The following is a 16275-nucleotide window of genomic DNA, read 5'->3' as shown; positions in this document are numbered from 1 at the left end:
ATAAATGAGCACATTCTTCCTCCTAACATAGAATTGTCATAAGATTAGAAGAATTCTAAGCAATGGGGGTTGTTGAATGTTAAGTATTATTGGTATTATTACGATTTTAGTCATCGTCGCGCTGTTAATTAGCGGGCGTGTCTCACCAATTGTTGCGATGGTTATTCCGCCAGTAGTGGCGATGTTTATTGCAGGCTATTCGTTTGATGATTTAGGGGTATTCTTCAATGATGGAATCAGTTCTGTAATCAGTGTTGCCATCATGTTTATTTTTGCAATTATCTTCTTCGGAATTATGCAGGATGTCGGTTTATTTGAACCAATTATCAATAAAATGGTAGCGCTCTCAAAAGGGAATGTCGTGCTTGTCGCGATTGTTACGGTTATTGTCGCGGTCATTGCACAGCTTGACGGTTCAGGTGCTTCTACATTCTTAATTTCGATTACGGCTTTATTGCCATTATATGTTCGTCTAGGAATGAACCCGTATTTACTTTTACTATTAGTCGGCGGTTCTGCGGCGATTATCAATATGATTCCATGGGGCGGTCCATTAGGGCGTGTCGCTTCTGTTCTTGAAACAGATGTAACAGAGCTATGGCATCCGTTAATTAAAATTCAGGTCATCGGTGTTGTGCTGATGCTGTTACTTGCAGTCTTTATGGGCTTCCGTGAAAAACGCCTTATAGCGAAACGAGCGCAAACAGGGGAAACGTTAAAATTTGATTTAAGCAACAGTATTTTAAATGCTGAAACAGATGATACATTAAAACGTCCAAAACTTATTTGGGCGAATGCGATTTTGGCCATTGTTGTTCTTGCGGTATTAATGTCGGGACTTTTACCGGCGGGCTTGGCATTCCTAATCGGTGTCGCGATTGCTTTACCATTGAACTACCGTACACCAAAAGAGCAGATGGGACGTATTCAGGCACACGCATCGAACGCATTGACGATGGCTTCGATCATTATTGCTGCAGGTCTTTTTTTAGGAATTTTAAACGGGACAGGCATGTTAACGGCTATCGCGAATAATGCCGTAAATATTTTACCAAGCTTCTTAGCACAGTACTTACATATTATCATTGGGGTACTGGGTGTACCGTTTGACTTGCTGTTAAGTACGGATGCGTATTACTTCGCATTGTTCCCGGTTGTTGACCAGATCGGTTTAACATACGGCATCGATTCATTATCGACTGCATATGCGATGATCATCGGTAACATCGTCGGTACATTCGTATCACCACTTGCACCAGCAGTATGGCTGGCACTTGGTCTATCAGGCCTGGAAATGGGTAAACACTTGAAGTTCTCATTCTTCTGGATGTGGGGATTAAGTATTACACTACTGATCATTGCGGTTTTAATAGGTGTTGTACAAATATAGATCGCTATTTTTAAAGAAGCTCCCTTTAATAGGGGGCTTCTTTTTTGATAGATTGGCGTTGTGTTGGTTTTCGTAGCATCCTTCTCTCTATCACGGCCATATCACTTAATAAATTGGTAACAACAGCGTGTAGCGTTCGCCCGTGCGCTTGCTATGCAACCGAAAATCATGTTATTTGATGAACCAACAAGTGCACTTGACCCTGAAATGGTTGGGGATGTACTTGATGTAATGAAAGACTTGGCAAGAGAAGGTATGACGATGATTGTCGTAACGCATGAGATGGGCTTCGCGAAAGAAGTAGCAGACCGTGGTATCTTTATGGATGGCGGTTACATCGTTGAAGAAAACAACCCAATAGCGTTGTTTGAATCACCACAAGAAGAAAGAACAAAATCGTTTTTAAGTAAAGTATTATAGACAGGTGATAGAAACCGGTTCGTACAGGATTTGTACGGACCGGTTTTTGTTTGCGTTAATTTATTGATTTTATTGTAAAAAAATGGAGAATAGGATATAGATTGGGACTTTTTAAGGGGGAAGGGTATGTTAGTTTTCAGTTTATTTTCATACATAGTGTTCGGTATTATTTTTGTAGCAGGAATGATTTGTCTAGCCTATTTACCACAGCTGAAAGGATATGTTGGGGAACGGCGTATTCAAAAGTTACTGAAAAGTTTAGGGGAGGACGTGAAGGTTTATAATGATTTGTATGTCCCGAAAAAGAATGGGGAAATGACGCAGATCGATCATGTATTACTTTTGCCGAATGGCATTTTTGTGATTGAGACGAAAAATTATACGGGATGGATTTTTGGTAGTGAAAATCAAAGAAACTGGACTCAAACAATTTATAAGAAAAAATCACGTTTCTACAATCCGGTCATGCAAAATAACACGCATATTAAAGCATTGCAGAACTACTTAAATATGGAAGTGCCAATGCATTCGATAATCGTTTTTTCAAATGCGGCAACATTTAAATTTAATGAACCTTTTCAACAAGCTCATGTAATTCAAACAAAGCATTTAAAACGAACAATTAAACAATATACAACACAGGAAATTTCAGGCGAACAACTTGGTAAGATTTCGCAGATGCTTCACGCACTAATTCCTGAAACGAAACAGCAAAAGAAGGAAATTAAAAAGCGCCATCTGGAGCATGTAAAAGAGATCGCCAAACCTAAACCTTCAAAGAAAAGTGTGAGTAAGGTGAAGGTAGAGCCTGTAATTGCGGGACCAGTCATTGTCGAGCCCGTCAGTGTTACTACAGATGTTACTTGTCCGAAATGCGGCAATAATTTGGTAGTTCGCAATGGTAAGCGCGGGTCATTTTATGGGTGTCAGAGCTTTCCGAAGTGCCGGTTTACGAGGGATTTATGATTATCCTTTATGCTAATATGTAACTAATAATTAGCAATGATTCAAAACAAAGAAGGTGGCAATTTGTCAGCAATCGAAATACTATCCTGGCCGTTCAAGCAAGAAAGCATCAACAAAATTAATAACAATGAACACTATCTGAACTACCCCGTCATCTATGTATTAAATGGCAATAAGGAAGCTTACATAGGGGAGACGGTGTATTTTAAAAGCCGGATGAAAGCTCATTTAAGTGCCCGAAAAAACGTCAGTCAGATTAACCTCATCAAGCATGAAAAGTTCAACCGTTCCGCAACCTTTCATTTAGAAACGAAGCTGATCAATTATTTTCTTGGTGATGAAAAATATACACTGCAAAACAAAAGTAAAACGGCGAGCGATTTTACGCATAACTATTACGACAAACCGTATTACGATCAGCAGTTGTTTAAAGAAATCTGGCAGAAGCTGCACGAGCAAAAGCTGGTCGATCATGAACTGCATGTCATCGAAAACAAAGACATATTTAAATTGTCGCCATTTAAAGAACTATCGATCGAGCAACTTGAACTGAAAGAAAAGGTACTTGAGTTTTGTGAGAAGCAGGTCAATGCCAATCCTGAAGAATACGGCAGTTTACTGGTCATTGAAGGAGAAGCCGGTGTAGGAAAAAGTGTTGTATTAAGCTCGATTTTCAACACGATTCAAGAACGGGCGGAAGAAGCTTCGTCACCGCTTTATCAAACGGAAAATTACTTGGTTGTCAATCACGAAGAAATGTTCAAAACGTATAAGGGGATTGCAAAACAGGTGAAACACTTAATGGCGAAAAACTTTGCCAAGCCGACACCCTTAGTGAACTCATTGCAAAAAGACAATAAAAAGGCGGACATCATTTTTGTGGATGAAGCGCATTTATTACTTACAAAGCCAGATACGTATAATAACTTCCATGGCAATAATCACTTGGAGGAACTGTTAAAGCTGGCAAAAGTCGTCGTCATTATTTACGACCAAAATCAGGTGCTTAAAATGAAGAGCCTATGGGGAGCGGCAACACTTGAACAATTAAAGAAGCGAAGCACGTACAACGAAGAATATCAGCTGACAAACCAGTTCCGGATGCAGGCAAATGATGAGGTCATCAACTGGATTAATGCATTCAAAACGAAGCAGCTACTGCCTTTGCCTCTTGACGATAAATATGAATTCAAAGTGTTCGAAACGATGAAGGATATGCACGATGCTATAAAAATGCGTAACAGTGAATTCGGTTTGAGCCGGGTCGTCTCAACATTTGATTATTTGCATAAAAAAGATGGCGGAACGTATTATGTGAACGAATCCAATGGCGAATACAAAATGCCGTGGAATACGACGAGTACGAAATATACGTGGGCGGAAAAACCGGAGACGGTGCATGAGGCAGGCTCGATTTATACGATTCAAGGGTTTGATTTAAATTACGTCGGCGTTGTGCTCGGACCATCTGTTAGGTACGATGCGGTGCGGGACGAAATTGTTATTGACCCGAGCAAGTATATGGATAAAGGGGCATACTCAGGCACGGAAGGTATTGCGGATGTGAGCGAGGCGAAGGAAAAGATTGTGCTGAACTCGATTAATATTCTAATGAAGCGCGGCATTAAAGGGCTGTACATTTATGCAAGTGATGAAGCGTTAAGGAATAAGTTATTGGCCGGTCAAGTTCGCGACTTTAGATAAATCAAAGCCCGGTACACACGAGTTACTGTTGTGTGTATCGGGTTTTTATTCCTCAATCGGTATAGTCCAGTTTGTACGGAAATAGAAAAAGAGTAGTCTAAAAATAGTCACGTTAAAATGATATACTTATAGTGGAGAGTAATGAACGATATACATTTCACAGAAGTTTACATAGGGGAGTGACCGAGATGGAAACCGTGTATTTTGCAGGCGGCTGTTTATGGGGTGTACAGGCGTTTATAAAAACATTGCCAGGTGTGACGTTTACAGAAGCGGGAAGAGCGAACGGAACAACGAACACTTTGGACGGCGATTATGATGGGTATGCCGAGTGTGTCAAAACCGAATTTGATCCGAATGTTGTATCGATGCAGGAACTGATGACGTACTTCTTTGAAATCATCGATCCGTACAGTGTGAACAAACAAGGCGAGGATGTCGGCGAGAAATACCGAACAGGTGTATACAGTGAAAACGAAACACATTTGACTGAAGCAAAAGCATTCATTACAGCAAGGCCGGATGCTGGGCAAATTGTAGTCGAAGTGATGCCTTTGAAAAACTATGTAAGAAGTGCGGACGAACATCAGGACCGGTTAACAAGATGTCCGGATGATTACTGCCATATTCCAGAAGCATTATTAACGAAATATAAATGAAAAAGGAACCTTCCATCTCAAGCTTGATGGAAGGTTTTTTTCGGTCTTACTGCTGATTCAATCACATTCTTAACGTAAGCCCGTAATCAAACAACGCATATAAAACAGCAGGCACCTCCGGTACGATAAATGTATCAATCAAAGGAGGTGCCATTTATGTCTAAAAACAAATTAACCATTGTTCCCGTCAAACTCGATCCTCTTCCAGTTGAAACTTCTTCGAATCATTCTCTTCAATACACTGCTGAGCCAAGTTGTGTAATTAAAACCGCTGTGGCTGAAATTTCCTTCTTCAATGGCGTAGATGAGCGCATTATTCAAACCATTATGAAGGAGCTGAAGGGATGAAACAGGATTTTACGAGCGTGCAAAACATCTACATCATCTGCGGCAAGACAGACATGCGTAAAGGAATTGATGGTCTCGCAACGCTCATTCAAGATTCTTTCGAATTGGATCCGTATAGTGATTCTATCTTTCTGTTTTCTGGATGGAGCAAGGATCGTTATAAATGTTTGTATTTCGATGGAGATGGCTTCGCCATGCTTTATAAACGATTAGATAATGGGAAATTACAATGGCCAAAAGATGAAAATGAGGTACGCAAACTTTCGCAACAAGAGCTTCGTTGGTTATTAGAAGGATTATCTCTGCAACAGCCAAAGGCGATTGCAAAATCTACAAAAGGTATCTTTTAATAGCCCTATTTTAAGTGGTATAATCATTCATAACTTAAATTGAACGAAATGTGGTGAATGATTTGGGAAACGCTTCAAATGAAAAAGTGATTCAATTATTGGAAGAACAATTAGCCTACACAAAAGAACAAAATAAAAATTTAACCAAACAAATTGAAGCATTGACTGAACAAATTCGCCAATTAACAAAAGCTTTATACGGTTCTAAATCAGAAAAATCAAAGTATCAAGCACCAGATGGACAAGGCTCATTATTTGAAGACGATCCGTCTTTTAACGAACCTGAGCAAACAGAAGAACAAAGCACCGAAACGGTTAGTTATACGGTTACTCGTAAAAAGACAAATAAAAAACGAAATGACTCGTTTCATGAGGATATAGAAATTGAAGAAATTCATCATCACCCAGCCAACTTAGCTTGTGACTGCTGTCTTGGGGAGATGGTAGAGTTCAGTTCAACGTTGATACGTGAAGAGGCAAAATTTATTCCAGCCTCCCTGAAGCGTGTGCAACATTTTGAACATGTGTATGAGTGCAAAACGTGTAAAAACGATGCCCTACTAAAAGCTCAAATTAAACGAGGTAAAGCACCGCAAGGTCCAATCCAAAGAAGCATTGCCGGTCCTACTGTTTTGGCAAAGCTTATCTACGATAAGTTTATCCAGTACTTACCTCTTTACCGTCAGGTAAATGAATGGGAGCGCCATGGACTACATACAAATGATAAAAATCTATCCAATTGGGTAATACGTGTGGCAGAGGATTGGCTTCAACCGCTTTATAATTTGATGAACCAATTATTAACGGCAAAATCTGTGTTGCATATAGATGAAACCTATGCACAAATAATTAAGCGTTCAGATGGAAAGCCAGCTCAATCAAACGCTTATAACTGGGTATGTCGCAGTGTACAAAGTGAAGGTCCCATTATCGTTCTATTTAAGAGCGCTCTTTCTCGAGGGCGCGCTGTATTAGAAGATTTAATTAAGGGATTCAAAGGCACTGTGATCTGTGATGGGTATTCAGCTTACGGTCAATTACCTCATGTTCAATTCGCCAACTGTTGGGCTCACGTACGCCGTTATTGGCTAAAAGCCGATAGTAAAAATGGACGAATAGGCGTGCAGTATTGCGATCGGCTGTTTCATATCGAACGAAAAATCAAACATCTTTCACCGGAAGAGCGCGTGCAAGTTCGCCAACAGGAAGCAAAACCGATCGTCGATGAATTTATGGATTGGATTGATCGTTCGCCTTTCTTCGGTAAAAATGCCATTGCGAAAGCAGCTGAATATACATTAAGCCGTTCATCGGAGTTAAAGGTTTTCCTTGAAAATGGGTATGTCGCCATTGATAACAATCCCGCTGAAAATGCCATTCGTCCAAATGTCATTGGTCGCAAAAACTGGCTCTTCTCCGTGAGTGAAGCAGGTGCTAATGCGAATGCCATTTGTTTGAGTTTGGCTGAAACGGCCAAAGCAAACGGAATTGATTTTTATCAGTACTTGGTAAAGCTGATGACGGAATTACCTAATATATCGTTTCATCAACAACCTGAGATTTTACATAATTACATGCCATGGTCAGAAAATATTCAAGCCACATGTGCAAAATAGCCAGCTAACTGAAAAAAATTTCAGTTAGCTGGCCGTTCGTCGTGCGTACCGTGAAGGTGCGCTATTTTTTATATTTCGGGCTTACTTCTTAACAAGTAAATTATGAATATATCCATTTTCCGTCACATTTTTACAGAATATTAACAAAATTATGATATTATAAAAGGAAGTTGGTTAGCCTTTGCTGATTGACCATAAATTGAATGTCTAGGAGGAGAATAATGCTTAAAAATCGAAATTTACGTCTTCAGTTTTCTTGGGTACTCATTGTTTTCATTTTAATTTTACCTCTTCAATCCACTGTCACAAATGCAGCTACCGGGGACGGTTCATCGTCGGCACCATACTCGGTTTCACAGGCAATCAGCAATCAAAATAACTCCGTAAAAACAGTTCAAGGCTATATCGTAGGTCAACCGACAGCAACAACGACCGTCCTAAAAAGCAATTTTCCAAATGACTATGCATTGGCCCTAGCGGACAGTGCGAACGAAACGAATACCGCTAAAATGATCTATGTCCAAATACCAACCTCTTTCCGCACTTCTTACGGCTTAAAATCCAACCCTTCTTTAATGGGAAAAAGCATTAAAATAACAGGGTCTCTATCAGCCTACTTTTCACATCCAGGATTAAAAGATGGAACTGCCTTTACGATGGTAGGAGGAAATCCGGTCACACCGGAACCGAATCCATCAACAGATGGCTATTATGATGCGGCAATCGGAAAAACGGGTGCTGCTTTAAAAACAGCTTTGCATAATATTATTGATGATCATACAGAAATTTCGTACGCCAATGTGTGGACAGCCCTTCGCGAAACAGATGAGGATCCGAACAATCCGAACAATGTTATCCTTCTTTACACAGGGCGTTCTCAAAGCAAAATGTCAAACGGCGGAAATGCGAATGACTGGAACCGCGAGCATGTTTGGGCAAAATCCCACGGTGGGTTTGGCACATCAATGGGTGCGGGGACAGACTTGCACCATTTACGTCCAACCGATGTCAGTGTCAACAGTACGAGAAGCAATCTTGATTTTGACAACGGCGGGAACGAACATTCAGAAGCATCCGGAAACTATTATGACTCCGATTCATGGGAACCAAGAGACAGTGTGAAAGGTGATGTCGCGCGCATGCTGTTTTATATGGCAGTTCGCTATGAAGGGGACAGCGGGGAAGTGGATTTGGAACTGAACAATAAAGTGAACAACGGCACAGCGCCTTACCACGGAAAACTCTCGGTGCTGCTTCAGTGGCACAAACAAGACCCGGTCGACAATTTCGAACGGAACAGAAATGAAATAATTTATACAGATTATCAGCACAACCGCAATCCCTTTATTGATCATCCCGAGTGGGCATCAGCTATTTGGGAATAAAATAACAAACAACACTCCCCTTTAAGTAAATTGAGTAAAGGGGAGTTTTTTTCTGCTTCATGTTATATAATTTGTGGAAGGGAGTGTTATAAATGGGCGAAATAGACATAAGTAAAGAGGCGATCGAAAAGGATTTGGCGTTGATTAAAACGTGTTTAAGACTCATTAATCAAGCGGTGGTTTTACGGGAACGCAGTGGCGAAACCTTCACCCCTTCTGAAAATGAAGAGTTACATAGATTAATATCCAAAATTGCTAAGGACTTAAATGAACTGAAAGTGAACATAAATTATGATACAAGGTAATGGAAGGACTTGGAGCGGTCTGAAATCCAGTCTTTTGCCTTAACGACGGCAACCAACTATAATGAAACGATAGATGGCTTTTAAAGGAGATTTTTTAATGAATACAAAAATGAATACACGATATAAAATTACACGTCATGACCAAGAAGGGAACCCGACGCTTAGCCTGCAGGAATGCCAAAACTTCTTTGCGACAAAATCGGATTTTGTCTATAGAGATTACTACAGTGTCACTCAAGACGGCGTTAATATGAAGATTAACGGCTACTTCTTTATGTGGCAAATAGAAGGTCTGGAAATTCCATTCCGTTTTTACGAGAACGAACTCTATGTTGCCGTATCACACCCGGCAGTAATGGATAAGACGAAGGAAGTAGCGCGCGGCTTGGAAGCGAATTACATTGAGGGGTAAATTCTAAAACAGACAGTGGGGACCGGGAATACGGGACCGACTGTTTATTTTATTTTGAAAAGGTAGGTTTTACAAATGAAGTTATTAATTTTAGGCGCAACAGGCCGGGTCGGAAGTCATTTAGTTAAGAACGCGCTTCAGGACAACCATCATGTAACGGTTCTCGTTCGCACACCCGAGAAAATCCAAATCGAGCATCACAATTTAACGGTTGTCCAAGGGAATGTGCTTAATAAGGAAAGTATTGAGCAGGCGATGCATGGGGCAGATGTGGTAATGAGTGCACTGAATACTGATGGCGGAACGACGCTGACAGAAAGCATGCCGTTCATTATCGATGCGATGAAAAAGGAAGGGGTTAAACGGGTCATCACAATCGGAACTGCCGGCATACTGCAAAGTCGCGTAAGTCCTGAACTGTTGCGCTACCAGTCTAGTGAGTCAAAGCGGAAAATCACTCGCGCTGCAGAAGAACATCATAAAGTGTATGAGTTGCTGGAGCAGTCGGGACTTGACTGGACAATTGTCTGCCCTACCTATTTGCCTGACGGGGAACGGCTCGGGAACTACCGGACAGAACGAGATTTATTGCCGGTAGACGGAAGCCAAATTTCAGTCCCGGATACCGCAGACTTTGCCTATAGTTTATTGCAAAGCGGCGACTTTATAAAAGCACGTGTAGGGATTGCGTACTAACCTAATTTAGCTGAAATCATTTTGAAAATGCCGATGCCTGTAAGCTTCAATGTCATTTTTTCATTATGTGACAGGTTTTTCTCAACATAAATGGACAGGTTGTCGATTTGGAATTCCTTATAGTTGTGCACGTCTTTCGGCTTTCCTAAATGGGTCATCAATTCCTGGACGGGCGGGGCGCAGCAAGCGTTCACCGAAATAGTTTTTACGGAAACAGGCTTGCCTTTAGACTGCATCCATTTTTTCGTATTTACATCGAGTTCGATTTGCATGAAAGGTTCCTCGCTTTCGTAGAAAAGTTCTAATATCACGGTTTAATGTTCTAATAAACTTAAAAATGTTCTAATAAAACTGCGATCTTCTAATATATATGTACAATCTTCTAATAAGTGTTCCCGATGTTCAAATATGTGCGGCGGATGTTCTAATAAACCTCAGTGATGTTCTAATATAGCGAAAAATCTTCTAATATCCACCATATTCGATTCAAGTATCGCTGCTTCAATTTCTTCTAAGTTTAGGTTAAGATTAATTTGAGTCATATTAATTCCTCCTAATGTTTTGGTCGCACAATACATTTACCCAGGAATTGATATGACTTTTCACTTTTACACAATTATATATACATATTCAAAATCTTCTAATATCCACCATATCATAAATCCCAAAATATAAAAGAAACAAAAAACGAACGATTCGCACTCGTTCGTTTTAGGCTTTATGAAGACAAAATATTTTCAGCCAAAACGCGCTGCACCGCATAAATATTTGTCGCTTTGTTAAACTTCTTTTGCAGAGGAACACTATTGCCCGAAATCCAAATTTTCAGCTCTGCATCCAAATCGAATGTTCCGGCTGTTTCAATCGAAAAATTCGTAATGCTTTTATACGGAATGGACATGTACTCCGTTTTCTTGCCGGTCATCCCTTGCTTATCAACGAGGATCAAGCGTTTGTTTGTAAAAATAAACGTATCGCGAATTACTCTAAAAGCGTGCTGGACCACTTCATTACTCGTAATAATTTCGGCTACCTCTTTTTGAACATCTTCTGGCTTCAATTCACTTGCATTGCCCATCAACCCATCAAAAATACCCACTCTAATCACCTCATCTGTTTATCTCCAATATTTTTACCATTGCGTTAAAAGATATACTTAAAAACGATTGAGTTTATACCAAAATATTAATTTTGACAATTTTCTATTAAAATGAGTAAAAATATGTGAGTTGGGTATTAATGCTGTATACCAAATTTAAAGGAGGTATTCTATATGAATCACTTGAAAGCTTTGGTTATTAAATTTGTGATGATTGCGGCGGTTTTAGGTATTATTCTTGCAGGGATTTTTGATTTCGCATTTAGCGATACTTTAGTAATCAGTTTAGTGTTAACACTTTTGGCTTATGTTGTAGGGGATTTAGGAATTTTCCAAAATGCCGGTGCCCGCGCAGATCAGGATAAAAGAAATATCGTCGCAACGTTATCGGATGTACTTCTAGCAGCGATTGTTATTTACTTTATGGGGCTAAGCTTTGCTGAAAACAGTGAAAGTATTGTAGCAGCAGCGATTGTATCCGCTGTAGTCATTGGTTTAGGGGAATGGTTCTTCCACAAATATATTGATCGACATGTATTTGATCGAGCCGATGCAACAGATGCTCAAAGAGAATATTAATAGTTTTGTAGTAGCGCTTTCCAATAAGGAGAGCGCTATTTTTACATAATAAAAACACGGAAATTAATCCGTGTTCAATGGCTTTATTTTCGAGTTGTCGTTGTTTCCCACATATCTTTCAGCCAAGCGTCAAACTGTGCGCCTTTTTCGCCTTCGTATGTGTTGTAAATATCGATACGCATTTTTTCTAATTTCACTTTGAAGTCTTCGTACGTATGGTCCGCAGGTAAGCTCTTCTTAATACGTTTGAAAATTTTGCGCAAGTCTTTAAATAATTCGCCTTTAGGTGCTTCCGACGGCTCAACTTGCTGACCCATTTTCTTTAATTGTTTCGCAGCAGCATCACGAACTTTCGTTACTAAATCCGCTTTTGCCACATATTGCAATATTTTGATTGATTCATCCGCTTTAATTTTCGCAAGTTCCTGAACTGCTTCTAAACGTGCTTCCCAGTCTGCTGTACGATTTACGGCCTTCTTTAATTCACTGAAGTTCTCAGGTAATTGTTGTGCTGATTCTTGATTTTGTTGACTCATTATTTTATCTCCTTTGTCATTGCCTTACTAGCAATGATCCGCTCCGTCTATTATAGCATGAAAGCGAGGCAATTACTCGTTCTAGTAGATTGCGGATCCGATGGCAGTGAGGCTGATTTTCTAATAAAGTTCTCCATTGTTCTAATATCCTAAAAAATGTTCTAATAAAAGTAAGATGTTCTAATATAAATCTTATTTTTTCTAATAAGTGCTCCAATATTCAAATAAAGCACGCAAATGTTCTAATATCCAGTATAACTCTTCTAATAAGTACCCAAACTTTTCTAATAAAACCCGCACCCGCGTGCAAGCAAGCCAAAAAAACAGAGCTTTCCCCTCAAAAATGCCCGGCAAACCAAGATTTTCTAATAAAGCACCCCGATGTTCTAATAACCGACCCATCTCTTCTAATAAGTACCCGAACTTTTCTAATAAAACCAACCCCCCCGCAACCTCAAACACGAAATCTCAGCCCATTTCAGTTAAACTCTTACTAAGCAATAGACAAAGGAGGAGTTCAACCAATGTTCCAAAATAAAACCGTAATCGTAACAGGGGCCGCGCAAGGAATCGGGCGCGCCGTCGCAACCCATTTTGCTATGGCCGGAGCCAACGTTGTCATCGCAGATATTGGACACGACTTAGGTGTCCAGCTGGCAGGCGAACTTCAAAAAGAAGGCTACTCCGCCATTTTTGCTGAGACGGATGTGCGCAGTGAAGAGAGCGTGCGTCAATTGATGGATATGGCAGCAGCCCGTTTTGGCGAGATTCATATTCTGATCAATAATGCGGGAAAAGGAAAATGGATTTCTCCGCTGGAATTATCGCTCGAAGACTGGGATGACGTCATCAATACGAATTTGCGCAGTGTCTTTTTATGCTCGCGTGAAGCGGCAAAGCGGATGAACAATGGCGGAGCGATCATCAATCTCGCTTCAACGCGTGCGGTCATGTCCGAACCGAATTCCGAAAGCTATGCGGCATCAAAAGGCGGGATCCTCGCCCTGACACATGCATTGGCAAGTTCGTTCAGTGAGCTGAACATTACAGTAAACAGCATTTCACCGGGCTGGATTGAAACAGGGGATTATGATGCCCTTAGACCGGTCGACCATAACCAGCATTTTTCCAACCGTGTCGGCAAACCGGATGATATTGCCCGTGCCTGTCTGTATTTAGCGAATCCGGAGAATGATTTTATTACCGGAACGGATCTGACAATCGATGGCGGCATGACGAAGAAAATGATTTATGAAGAATAATAGATGAACCCTAATGGCGCTTTCCTGCAAGAAGGAACAGCGCCATTTCCATTAATAACATATTCATGTCAATTTCCAATTAAGGAAATTGGCATTTTTTATCTGCAATTTACAAGATTTCTAGCTGTTATTAACTAATAGTTCTAAATTTAAAAATAGTTCAGAAAATAAAGATTGTTTTTATAATTACCCTGTTATAATATAAAACGTATTAAATAACTAGGGATTAATAGTGGAGGCATTTAGCATGAAAAAATTATTATCAATCGTTACATTATCAGCACTTGTTTTAGCAGCATGCGGTGGCGATAAAACAGAGGAAAACGCAAGCGAGGCAAAAAATAAATTAGAGGAAATCCAGGCAGATGGCAAAATTCAAATCGGTCTTGAAGGAACATTTCCTCCATTCAGCTTCCATGATGAATCAGGTGCACTAACTGGCTTTGAATATGAAATTGCTGATCAAATCGCAAAAGACCTTGGTGTTGAAGCAGAATATGTGGAAACAAAATGGGATTCATTGATTGCAGGTTTAGATACGGATAAATACGATTTCGTTATTAACAATGTATCGATTACAGATGAGCGTAAAGAAAAGTACGATTTCTCAACGCCGTATATGAAATCAGAAGCGGTTGTTGCGGTACATACAGACAACACGGAAATTAAAGAGCCGGCTGACATGGACGGCAAAAAATCTTCACAAACAATTACAAGTAACTTTGCCCGCGATGCAGAAGCGCTTGGTGCAGAAGTTGTTGCAACAAATGATTTGATGAGTTCAATCGAGCTTGTTGTACAAGGCCGTGCAGATGGAACAATCCATGACCGCGTGACATTCCTGACATACTTGCAGGAACAGCCGGATACAAAATTGAAAGTGCTGGACGGTGCGATCAATTCAACTGATATCGCATTAATTTTAAATAAAGAAAACGATGAGTTCCGTGAGAAGTTAAATGAAATTATTAAAGAACGTACAGAAGACGGTACATTCGAAGCAATTTCGGAAAAATATTTTGGTGAAAATGTTATTTCAAACAACTAATGGAAAGGTCGTTTCGGCGGCCTTTTTTACATGGATTGAACTTTAGAAAGGGGTGTTAGTGGATGAGTAGAGAAATGGATATATTACTGAACTCGATCTGGCCGATTTTAAAAGCAGGACTTCTTGTTACCATTCCGCTATCGCTCATTGCCTTTGCCATCGCATTAGTCATCGCAGTCGTAACGGCACTGGCGAGAATCTCGAACTACAAAGTATTGCGCTGGATTTTCGGTACGTATGTCTGGGTATTCCGTGGTACGCCACTATTGGTGACATTGTTTATCGTATTCTTCGGGCTTCCGAAAGTGGGGATTACCCTTGATGCATGGACAGCGGCGATTATTACTTTCTCACTGAATACAGGTGCCTATGCATCCGAATCGATCCGGGCTTCGATTTTGGCTATTCCAAAAGGACAATGGGAAGCAGCGGAATCTCTCGGGATGACGTACTGGCAAATGATGCGACGAGTAATCGCACCGCAGACCGTCCGAATTTCATTGCCGTCAGTGGCCAATGATTTTATCGATTTGGTGAAAGGGACATCTTTAGTTGCAAGTATCACACTTGCCGATCTATTCATGGTCGGACAGCAAATTACCGCACGTACATATGAGCCGCTTATGATTTATTCACTTTGTGCGGTCATCTATTTAATTTTCATTAGTATTCTGATGGTCATTCAAAGCCGCCTGGAAAAATACGCATCGAAGTATGTGTAAGAGTGGCAAATGAAGCGCTAGAAGGGAGGGCTTATTATCGTACAATTTCAGCAAATGTCGAAATTCTTTGGTGAGAACGAGGCATTAAAAAATATCAATTTAACATTTCATGAAGGCGAAACAACGGTTATTTTAGGTCCATCCGGTTCAGGGAAATCAACGCTGCTGCGCTGTATCAATTTATTGGAGCGACCTGAAAAGGGAATTTTGACAGTCGGCAACCAGACAGTGGATCTGAGTAAGCCGATTTCCCAAAAGAACCTGCTTTCGATTCGCCAAAATACGGCGATGGTATTCCAAAGCTTCAATCTGTTCCCGCATATGAAAGTGCTTGAAAATGTGATGGAAGGGCCGGTTACCGTTTTAAGAAAAGACAAAGCGGCCGCAAGACAAAAGGCACAGCAATTATTGGAGAAGGTTGGCCTGAGCCATAAAACGGACCAGTACCCATCACAACTTTCCGGCGGGCAGCAGCAGCGTGTCGCCATCGCACGGGCATTGGCAATGGAGCCTCAGTTTTTACTGTTCGATGAGCCGACGAGTGCACTGGATCCCGAGCTTGAGGGGGAAGTGCTGAAGGTGCTGAAAAATTTGGCCGAAGAAGGCAAGTCGATGATTATCGTGACGCACAACCTGAATTTTGCGCGCGAAGTGGCAGACCGGATTTTATTTCTGGAAAACGGTGAAATCGGCTATGACGGCGTAACCGAAAACTTCTTTACAGCGAACAACAATGATCGGATTCAACAATTTATCAAATCTATGCAATTTATCTAAC

The 16275-nt window shown here is 40.6% G+C and carries 20 protein-coding genes and 1 pseudogene; 17 read left to right on the top strand and 4 right to left on the bottom strand.

Annotation, left to right across the window (positions count from 1 at the left end; all coding sequences use genetic code 11):
* Positions 1-76: 76 nt before the first annotated feature.
* The 12 genes and pseudogenes from MKY71_RS14320 (at position 77) to MKY71_RS14265 (ending at position 10251) form a co-directional block, all read left to right on the top strand.
* Positions 77-1390: a CitMHS family transporter gene (locus tag MKY71_RS14320; RefSeq protein ID WP_340733059.1), complete on the top strand. Its 1314-nt coding sequence runs from the start codon at positions 77-79 to the stop codon at positions 1388-1390.
* Positions 1391-1510: 120 nt separating this feature from the next.
* A pseudogene (locus MKY71_RS14315) lies at positions 1511-1810 on the top strand (peptide ABC transporter ATP-binding protein); the annotation flags it as partial.
* Between the two features lie 126 nt (positions 1811-1936).
* Positions 1937-2776, top strand: a complete 840-nt coding sequence (locus tag MKY71_RS14310; RefSeq protein WP_340733058.1) for an NERD domain-containing protein — start codon at positions 1937-1939, stop codon at positions 2774-2776.
* 63 nt (positions 2777-2839) lie between these two features.
* Positions 2840-4480 carry a DUF2075 domain-containing protein gene (locus MKY71_RS14305; RefSeq protein WP_340733057.1) on the top strand — a complete coding sequence of 547 codons (1641 nt, stop codon included), beginning with the start codon at positions 2840-2842 and terminating at the stop codon, positions 4478-4480.
* Between the two features lie 188 nt (positions 4481-4668).
* Positions 4669-5139 (top strand): peptide-methionine (S)-S-oxide reductase, encoded by a 471-nt coding sequence (locus MKY71_RS14300; RefSeq protein WP_340733056.1) that lies wholly within the window; start codon positions 4669-4671, stop codon positions 5137-5139.
* 156 nt (positions 5140-5295) lie between these two features.
* A complete protein-coding gene (locus MKY71_RS14295) occupies positions 5296-5487 on the top strand; it encodes a hypothetical protein (protein WP_340718477.1) in 192 nt (63 codons plus the stop codon).
* The gene (tnpB, locus tag MKY71_RS14290; protein ID WP_340732394.1) at positions 5484-5837 is read left to right on the top strand and encodes an IS66 family insertion sequence element accessory protein TnpB; all 354 of its coding nucleotides are present in this window, start codon (positions 5484-5486) and stop codon (positions 5835-5837) included. The genes MKY71_RS14295 and tnpB overlap by 4 nt, the downstream gene beginning before the upstream one ends.
* Before the next feature lie 53 nt (positions 5838-5890).
* Positions 5891-7453, top strand: a complete 1563-nt coding sequence (gene tnpC / locus MKY71_RS14285) for an IS66 family transposase (protein WP_340732393.1) — start codon at positions 5891-5893, stop codon at positions 7451-7453.
* 221 nt (positions 7454-7674) lie between these two features.
* Positions 7675-8838, top strand: a complete 1164-nt coding sequence (locus tag MKY71_RS14280) for an endonuclease (RefSeq protein WP_340733055.1) — start codon at positions 7675-7677, stop codon at positions 8836-8838.
* A gap of 92 nt (positions 8839-8930) precedes the next feature.
* Complete coding sequence (locus tag MKY71_RS14275) at positions 8931-9143, top strand: phosphoglycerate mutase (RefSeq protein WP_339173103.1); 213 nt, start codon at positions 8931-8933, stop codon at positions 9141-9143.
* 97 nt (positions 9144-9240) lie between these two features.
* Positions 9241-9555, top strand: coding sequence for an excinuclease (locus MKY71_RS14270; RefSeq protein ID WP_339173101.1), 315 nt, complete (start codon positions 9241-9243; stop codon positions 9553-9555).
* Positions 9556-9630: 75 nt separating this feature from the next.
* Positions 9631-10251, top strand: a complete 621-nt coding sequence (locus tag MKY71_RS14265; RefSeq protein WP_340733054.1) for an NAD(P)-dependent oxidoreductase — start codon at positions 9631-9633, stop codon at positions 10249-10251.
* Here MKY71_RS14265 and MKY71_RS14260 read toward each other — a convergent pair.
* Positions 10248-10523 (bottom strand): CC/Se motif family (seleno)protein, encoded by a 276-nt coding sequence (locus tag MKY71_RS14260; protein WP_340733053.1) that lies wholly within the window; start codon positions 10521-10523, stop codon positions 10248-10250. The genes MKY71_RS14265 and MKY71_RS14260 overlap by 4 nt on opposite strands.
* Before the next feature lie 446 nt (positions 10524-10969).
* The gene (locus MKY71_RS14255) at positions 10970-11350 is read right to left on the bottom strand and encodes a PH domain-containing protein (protein ID WP_339195763.1); all 381 of its coding nucleotides are present in this window, start codon (positions 11348-11350) and stop codon (positions 10970-10972) included.
* Between the two features lie 174 nt (positions 11351-11524).
* Between MKY71_RS14255 and MKY71_RS14250 the strand changes: the two genes are divergently transcribed.
* Positions 11525-11929 (top strand): DUF2512 family protein, encoded by a 405-nt coding sequence (locus MKY71_RS14250; protein WP_339173090.1) that lies wholly within the window; start codon positions 11525-11527, stop codon positions 11927-11929.
* Positions 11930-12012: 83 nt separating this feature from the next.
* Here MKY71_RS14250 and MKY71_RS14245 read toward each other — a convergent pair whose 3' ends face one another.
* Both MKY71_RS14245 and MKY71_RS14240 read right to left on the bottom strand, forming a co-directional pair.
* Positions 12013-12465, bottom strand: a complete 453-nt coding sequence (locus MKY71_RS14245) for a HEAT repeat domain-containing protein (protein ID WP_340733052.1) — start codon at positions 12463-12465, stop codon at positions 12013-12015.
* Between the two features lie 201 nt (positions 12466-12666).
* On the bottom strand, positions 12667-12906 hold the full coding sequence (locus MKY71_RS14240) for a hypothetical protein (protein ID WP_340733051.1): 240 nt from the start codon (positions 12904-12906) through the stop codon (positions 12667-12669).
* 83 nt (positions 12907-12989) lie between these two features.
* Here MKY71_RS14240 and MKY71_RS14235 point away from each other — a divergent pair, with 83 nt between their 5' ends.
* From MKY71_RS14235 to MKY71_RS14220, 4 genes are all read left to right on the top strand, one after another.
* The gene (locus tag MKY71_RS14235; protein WP_340733050.1) at positions 12990-13727 is read left to right on the top strand and encodes an SDR family NAD(P)-dependent oxidoreductase; all 738 of its coding nucleotides are present in this window, start codon (positions 12990-12992) and stop codon (positions 13725-13727) included.
* Between the two features lie 247 nt (positions 13728-13974).
* Entirely contained in the window at positions 13975-14775 is an 801-nt protein-coding gene (locus tag MKY71_RS14230) for a transporter substrate-binding domain-containing protein (RefSeq protein ID WP_339173086.1), read from the top strand.
* Positions 14776-14837: 62 nt separating this feature from the next.
* The gene (locus MKY71_RS14225) at positions 14838-15497 is read left to right on the top strand and encodes an amino acid ABC transporter permease (protein WP_339173084.1); all 660 of its coding nucleotides are present in this window, start codon (positions 14838-14840) and stop codon (positions 15495-15497) included.
* A gap of 54 nt (positions 15498-15551) precedes the next feature.
* A complete protein-coding gene (locus tag MKY71_RS14220; protein WP_340733048.1) occupies positions 15552-16274 on the top strand; it encodes an amino acid ABC transporter ATP-binding protein in 723 nt (240 codons plus the stop codon).
* Position 16275 lies beyond the last annotated feature (1 nt).

It is taken from the genome of Solibacillus sp. FSL W7-1324, assembly GCF_038008025.1.
Taxonomy (GTDB): Bacteria; Bacillota; Bacilli; order Bacillales_A; family Planococcaceae; genus Solibacillus.
The sequence above is the reverse complement of the archived record's forward strand: the minus strand, read 5'-3'. Positions and strand labels throughout refer to the sequence as shown.

What these genes read in the sequence shown, in the direction of transcription:
- MKY71_RS14250 (WP_339173090.1), top strand. Translation starts at nt 11,525, where the DNA reads ATGAATCACTTGAAAGCTTTGGTTATTAAATTTGTGATGATTGCGGCG.
- MKY71_RS14230 (WP_339173086.1), top strand. Translation starts at nt 13,975, where the DNA reads ATGAAAAAATTATTATCAATCGTTACATTATCAGCACTTGTTTTAGCA.
- MKY71_RS14320 (WP_340733059.1), top strand. Translation starts at nt 77, where the DNA reads ATGTTAAGTATTATTGGTATTATTACGATTTTAGTCATCGTCGCGCTG.
- MKY71_RS14265 (WP_340733054.1), top strand. Translation starts at nt 9,631, where the DNA reads ATGAAGTTATTAATTTTAGGCGCAACAGGCCGGGTCGGAAGTCATTTA.
- MKY71_RS14275 (WP_339173103.1), top strand. Translation starts at nt 8,931, where the DNA reads ATGGGCGAAATAGACATAAGTAAAGAGGCGATCGAAAAGGATTTGGCG.
- MKY71_RS14245 (WP_340733052.1), bottom strand. Translation starts at nt 12,465, where the DNA reads ATGAGTCAACAAAATCAAGAATCAGCACAACAATTACCTGAGAACTTC.
- MKY71_RS14270 (WP_339173101.1), top strand. Translation starts at nt 9,241, where the DNA reads ATGAATACAAAAATGAATACACGATATAAAATTACACGTCATGACCAA.
- MKY71_RS14225 (WP_339173084.1), top strand. Translation starts at nt 14,838, where the DNA reads ATGAGTAGAGAAATGGATATATTACTGAACTCGATCTGGCCGATTTTA.
- MKY71_RS14295 (WP_340718477.1), top strand. Translation starts at nt 5,296, where the DNA reads ATGTCTAAAAACAAATTAACCATTGTTCCCGTCAAACTCGATCCTCTT.
- MKY71_RS14310 (WP_340733058.1), top strand. Translation starts at nt 1,937, where the DNA reads ATGTTAGTTTTCAGTTTATTTTCATACATAGTGTTCGGTATTATTTTT.
- MKY71_RS14220 (WP_340733048.1), top strand. Translation starts at nt 15,552, where the DNA reads ATGTCGAAATTCTTTGGTGAGAACGAGGCATTAAAAAATATCAATTTA.
- MKY71_RS14300 (WP_340733056.1), top strand. Translation starts at nt 4,669, where the DNA reads ATGGAAACCGTGTATTTTGCAGGCGGCTGTTTATGGGGTGTACAGGCG.
- MKY71_RS14235 (WP_340733050.1), top strand. Translation starts at nt 12,990, where the DNA reads ATGTTCCAAAATAAAACCGTAATCGTAACAGGGGCCGCGCAAGGAATC.
- MKY71_RS14280 (WP_340733055.1), top strand. Translation starts at nt 7,675, where the DNA reads ATGCTTAAAAATCGAAATTTACGTCTTCAGTTTTCTTGGGTACTCATT.
- MKY71_RS14260 (WP_340733053.1), bottom strand. Translation starts at nt 10,523, where the DNA reads ATGCAAATCGAACTCGATGTAAATACGAAAAAATGGATGCAGTCTAAA.
- tnpB (WP_340732394.1), top strand. Translation starts at nt 5,484, where the DNA reads ATGAAACAGGATTTTACGAGCGTGCAAAACATCTACATCATCTGCGGC.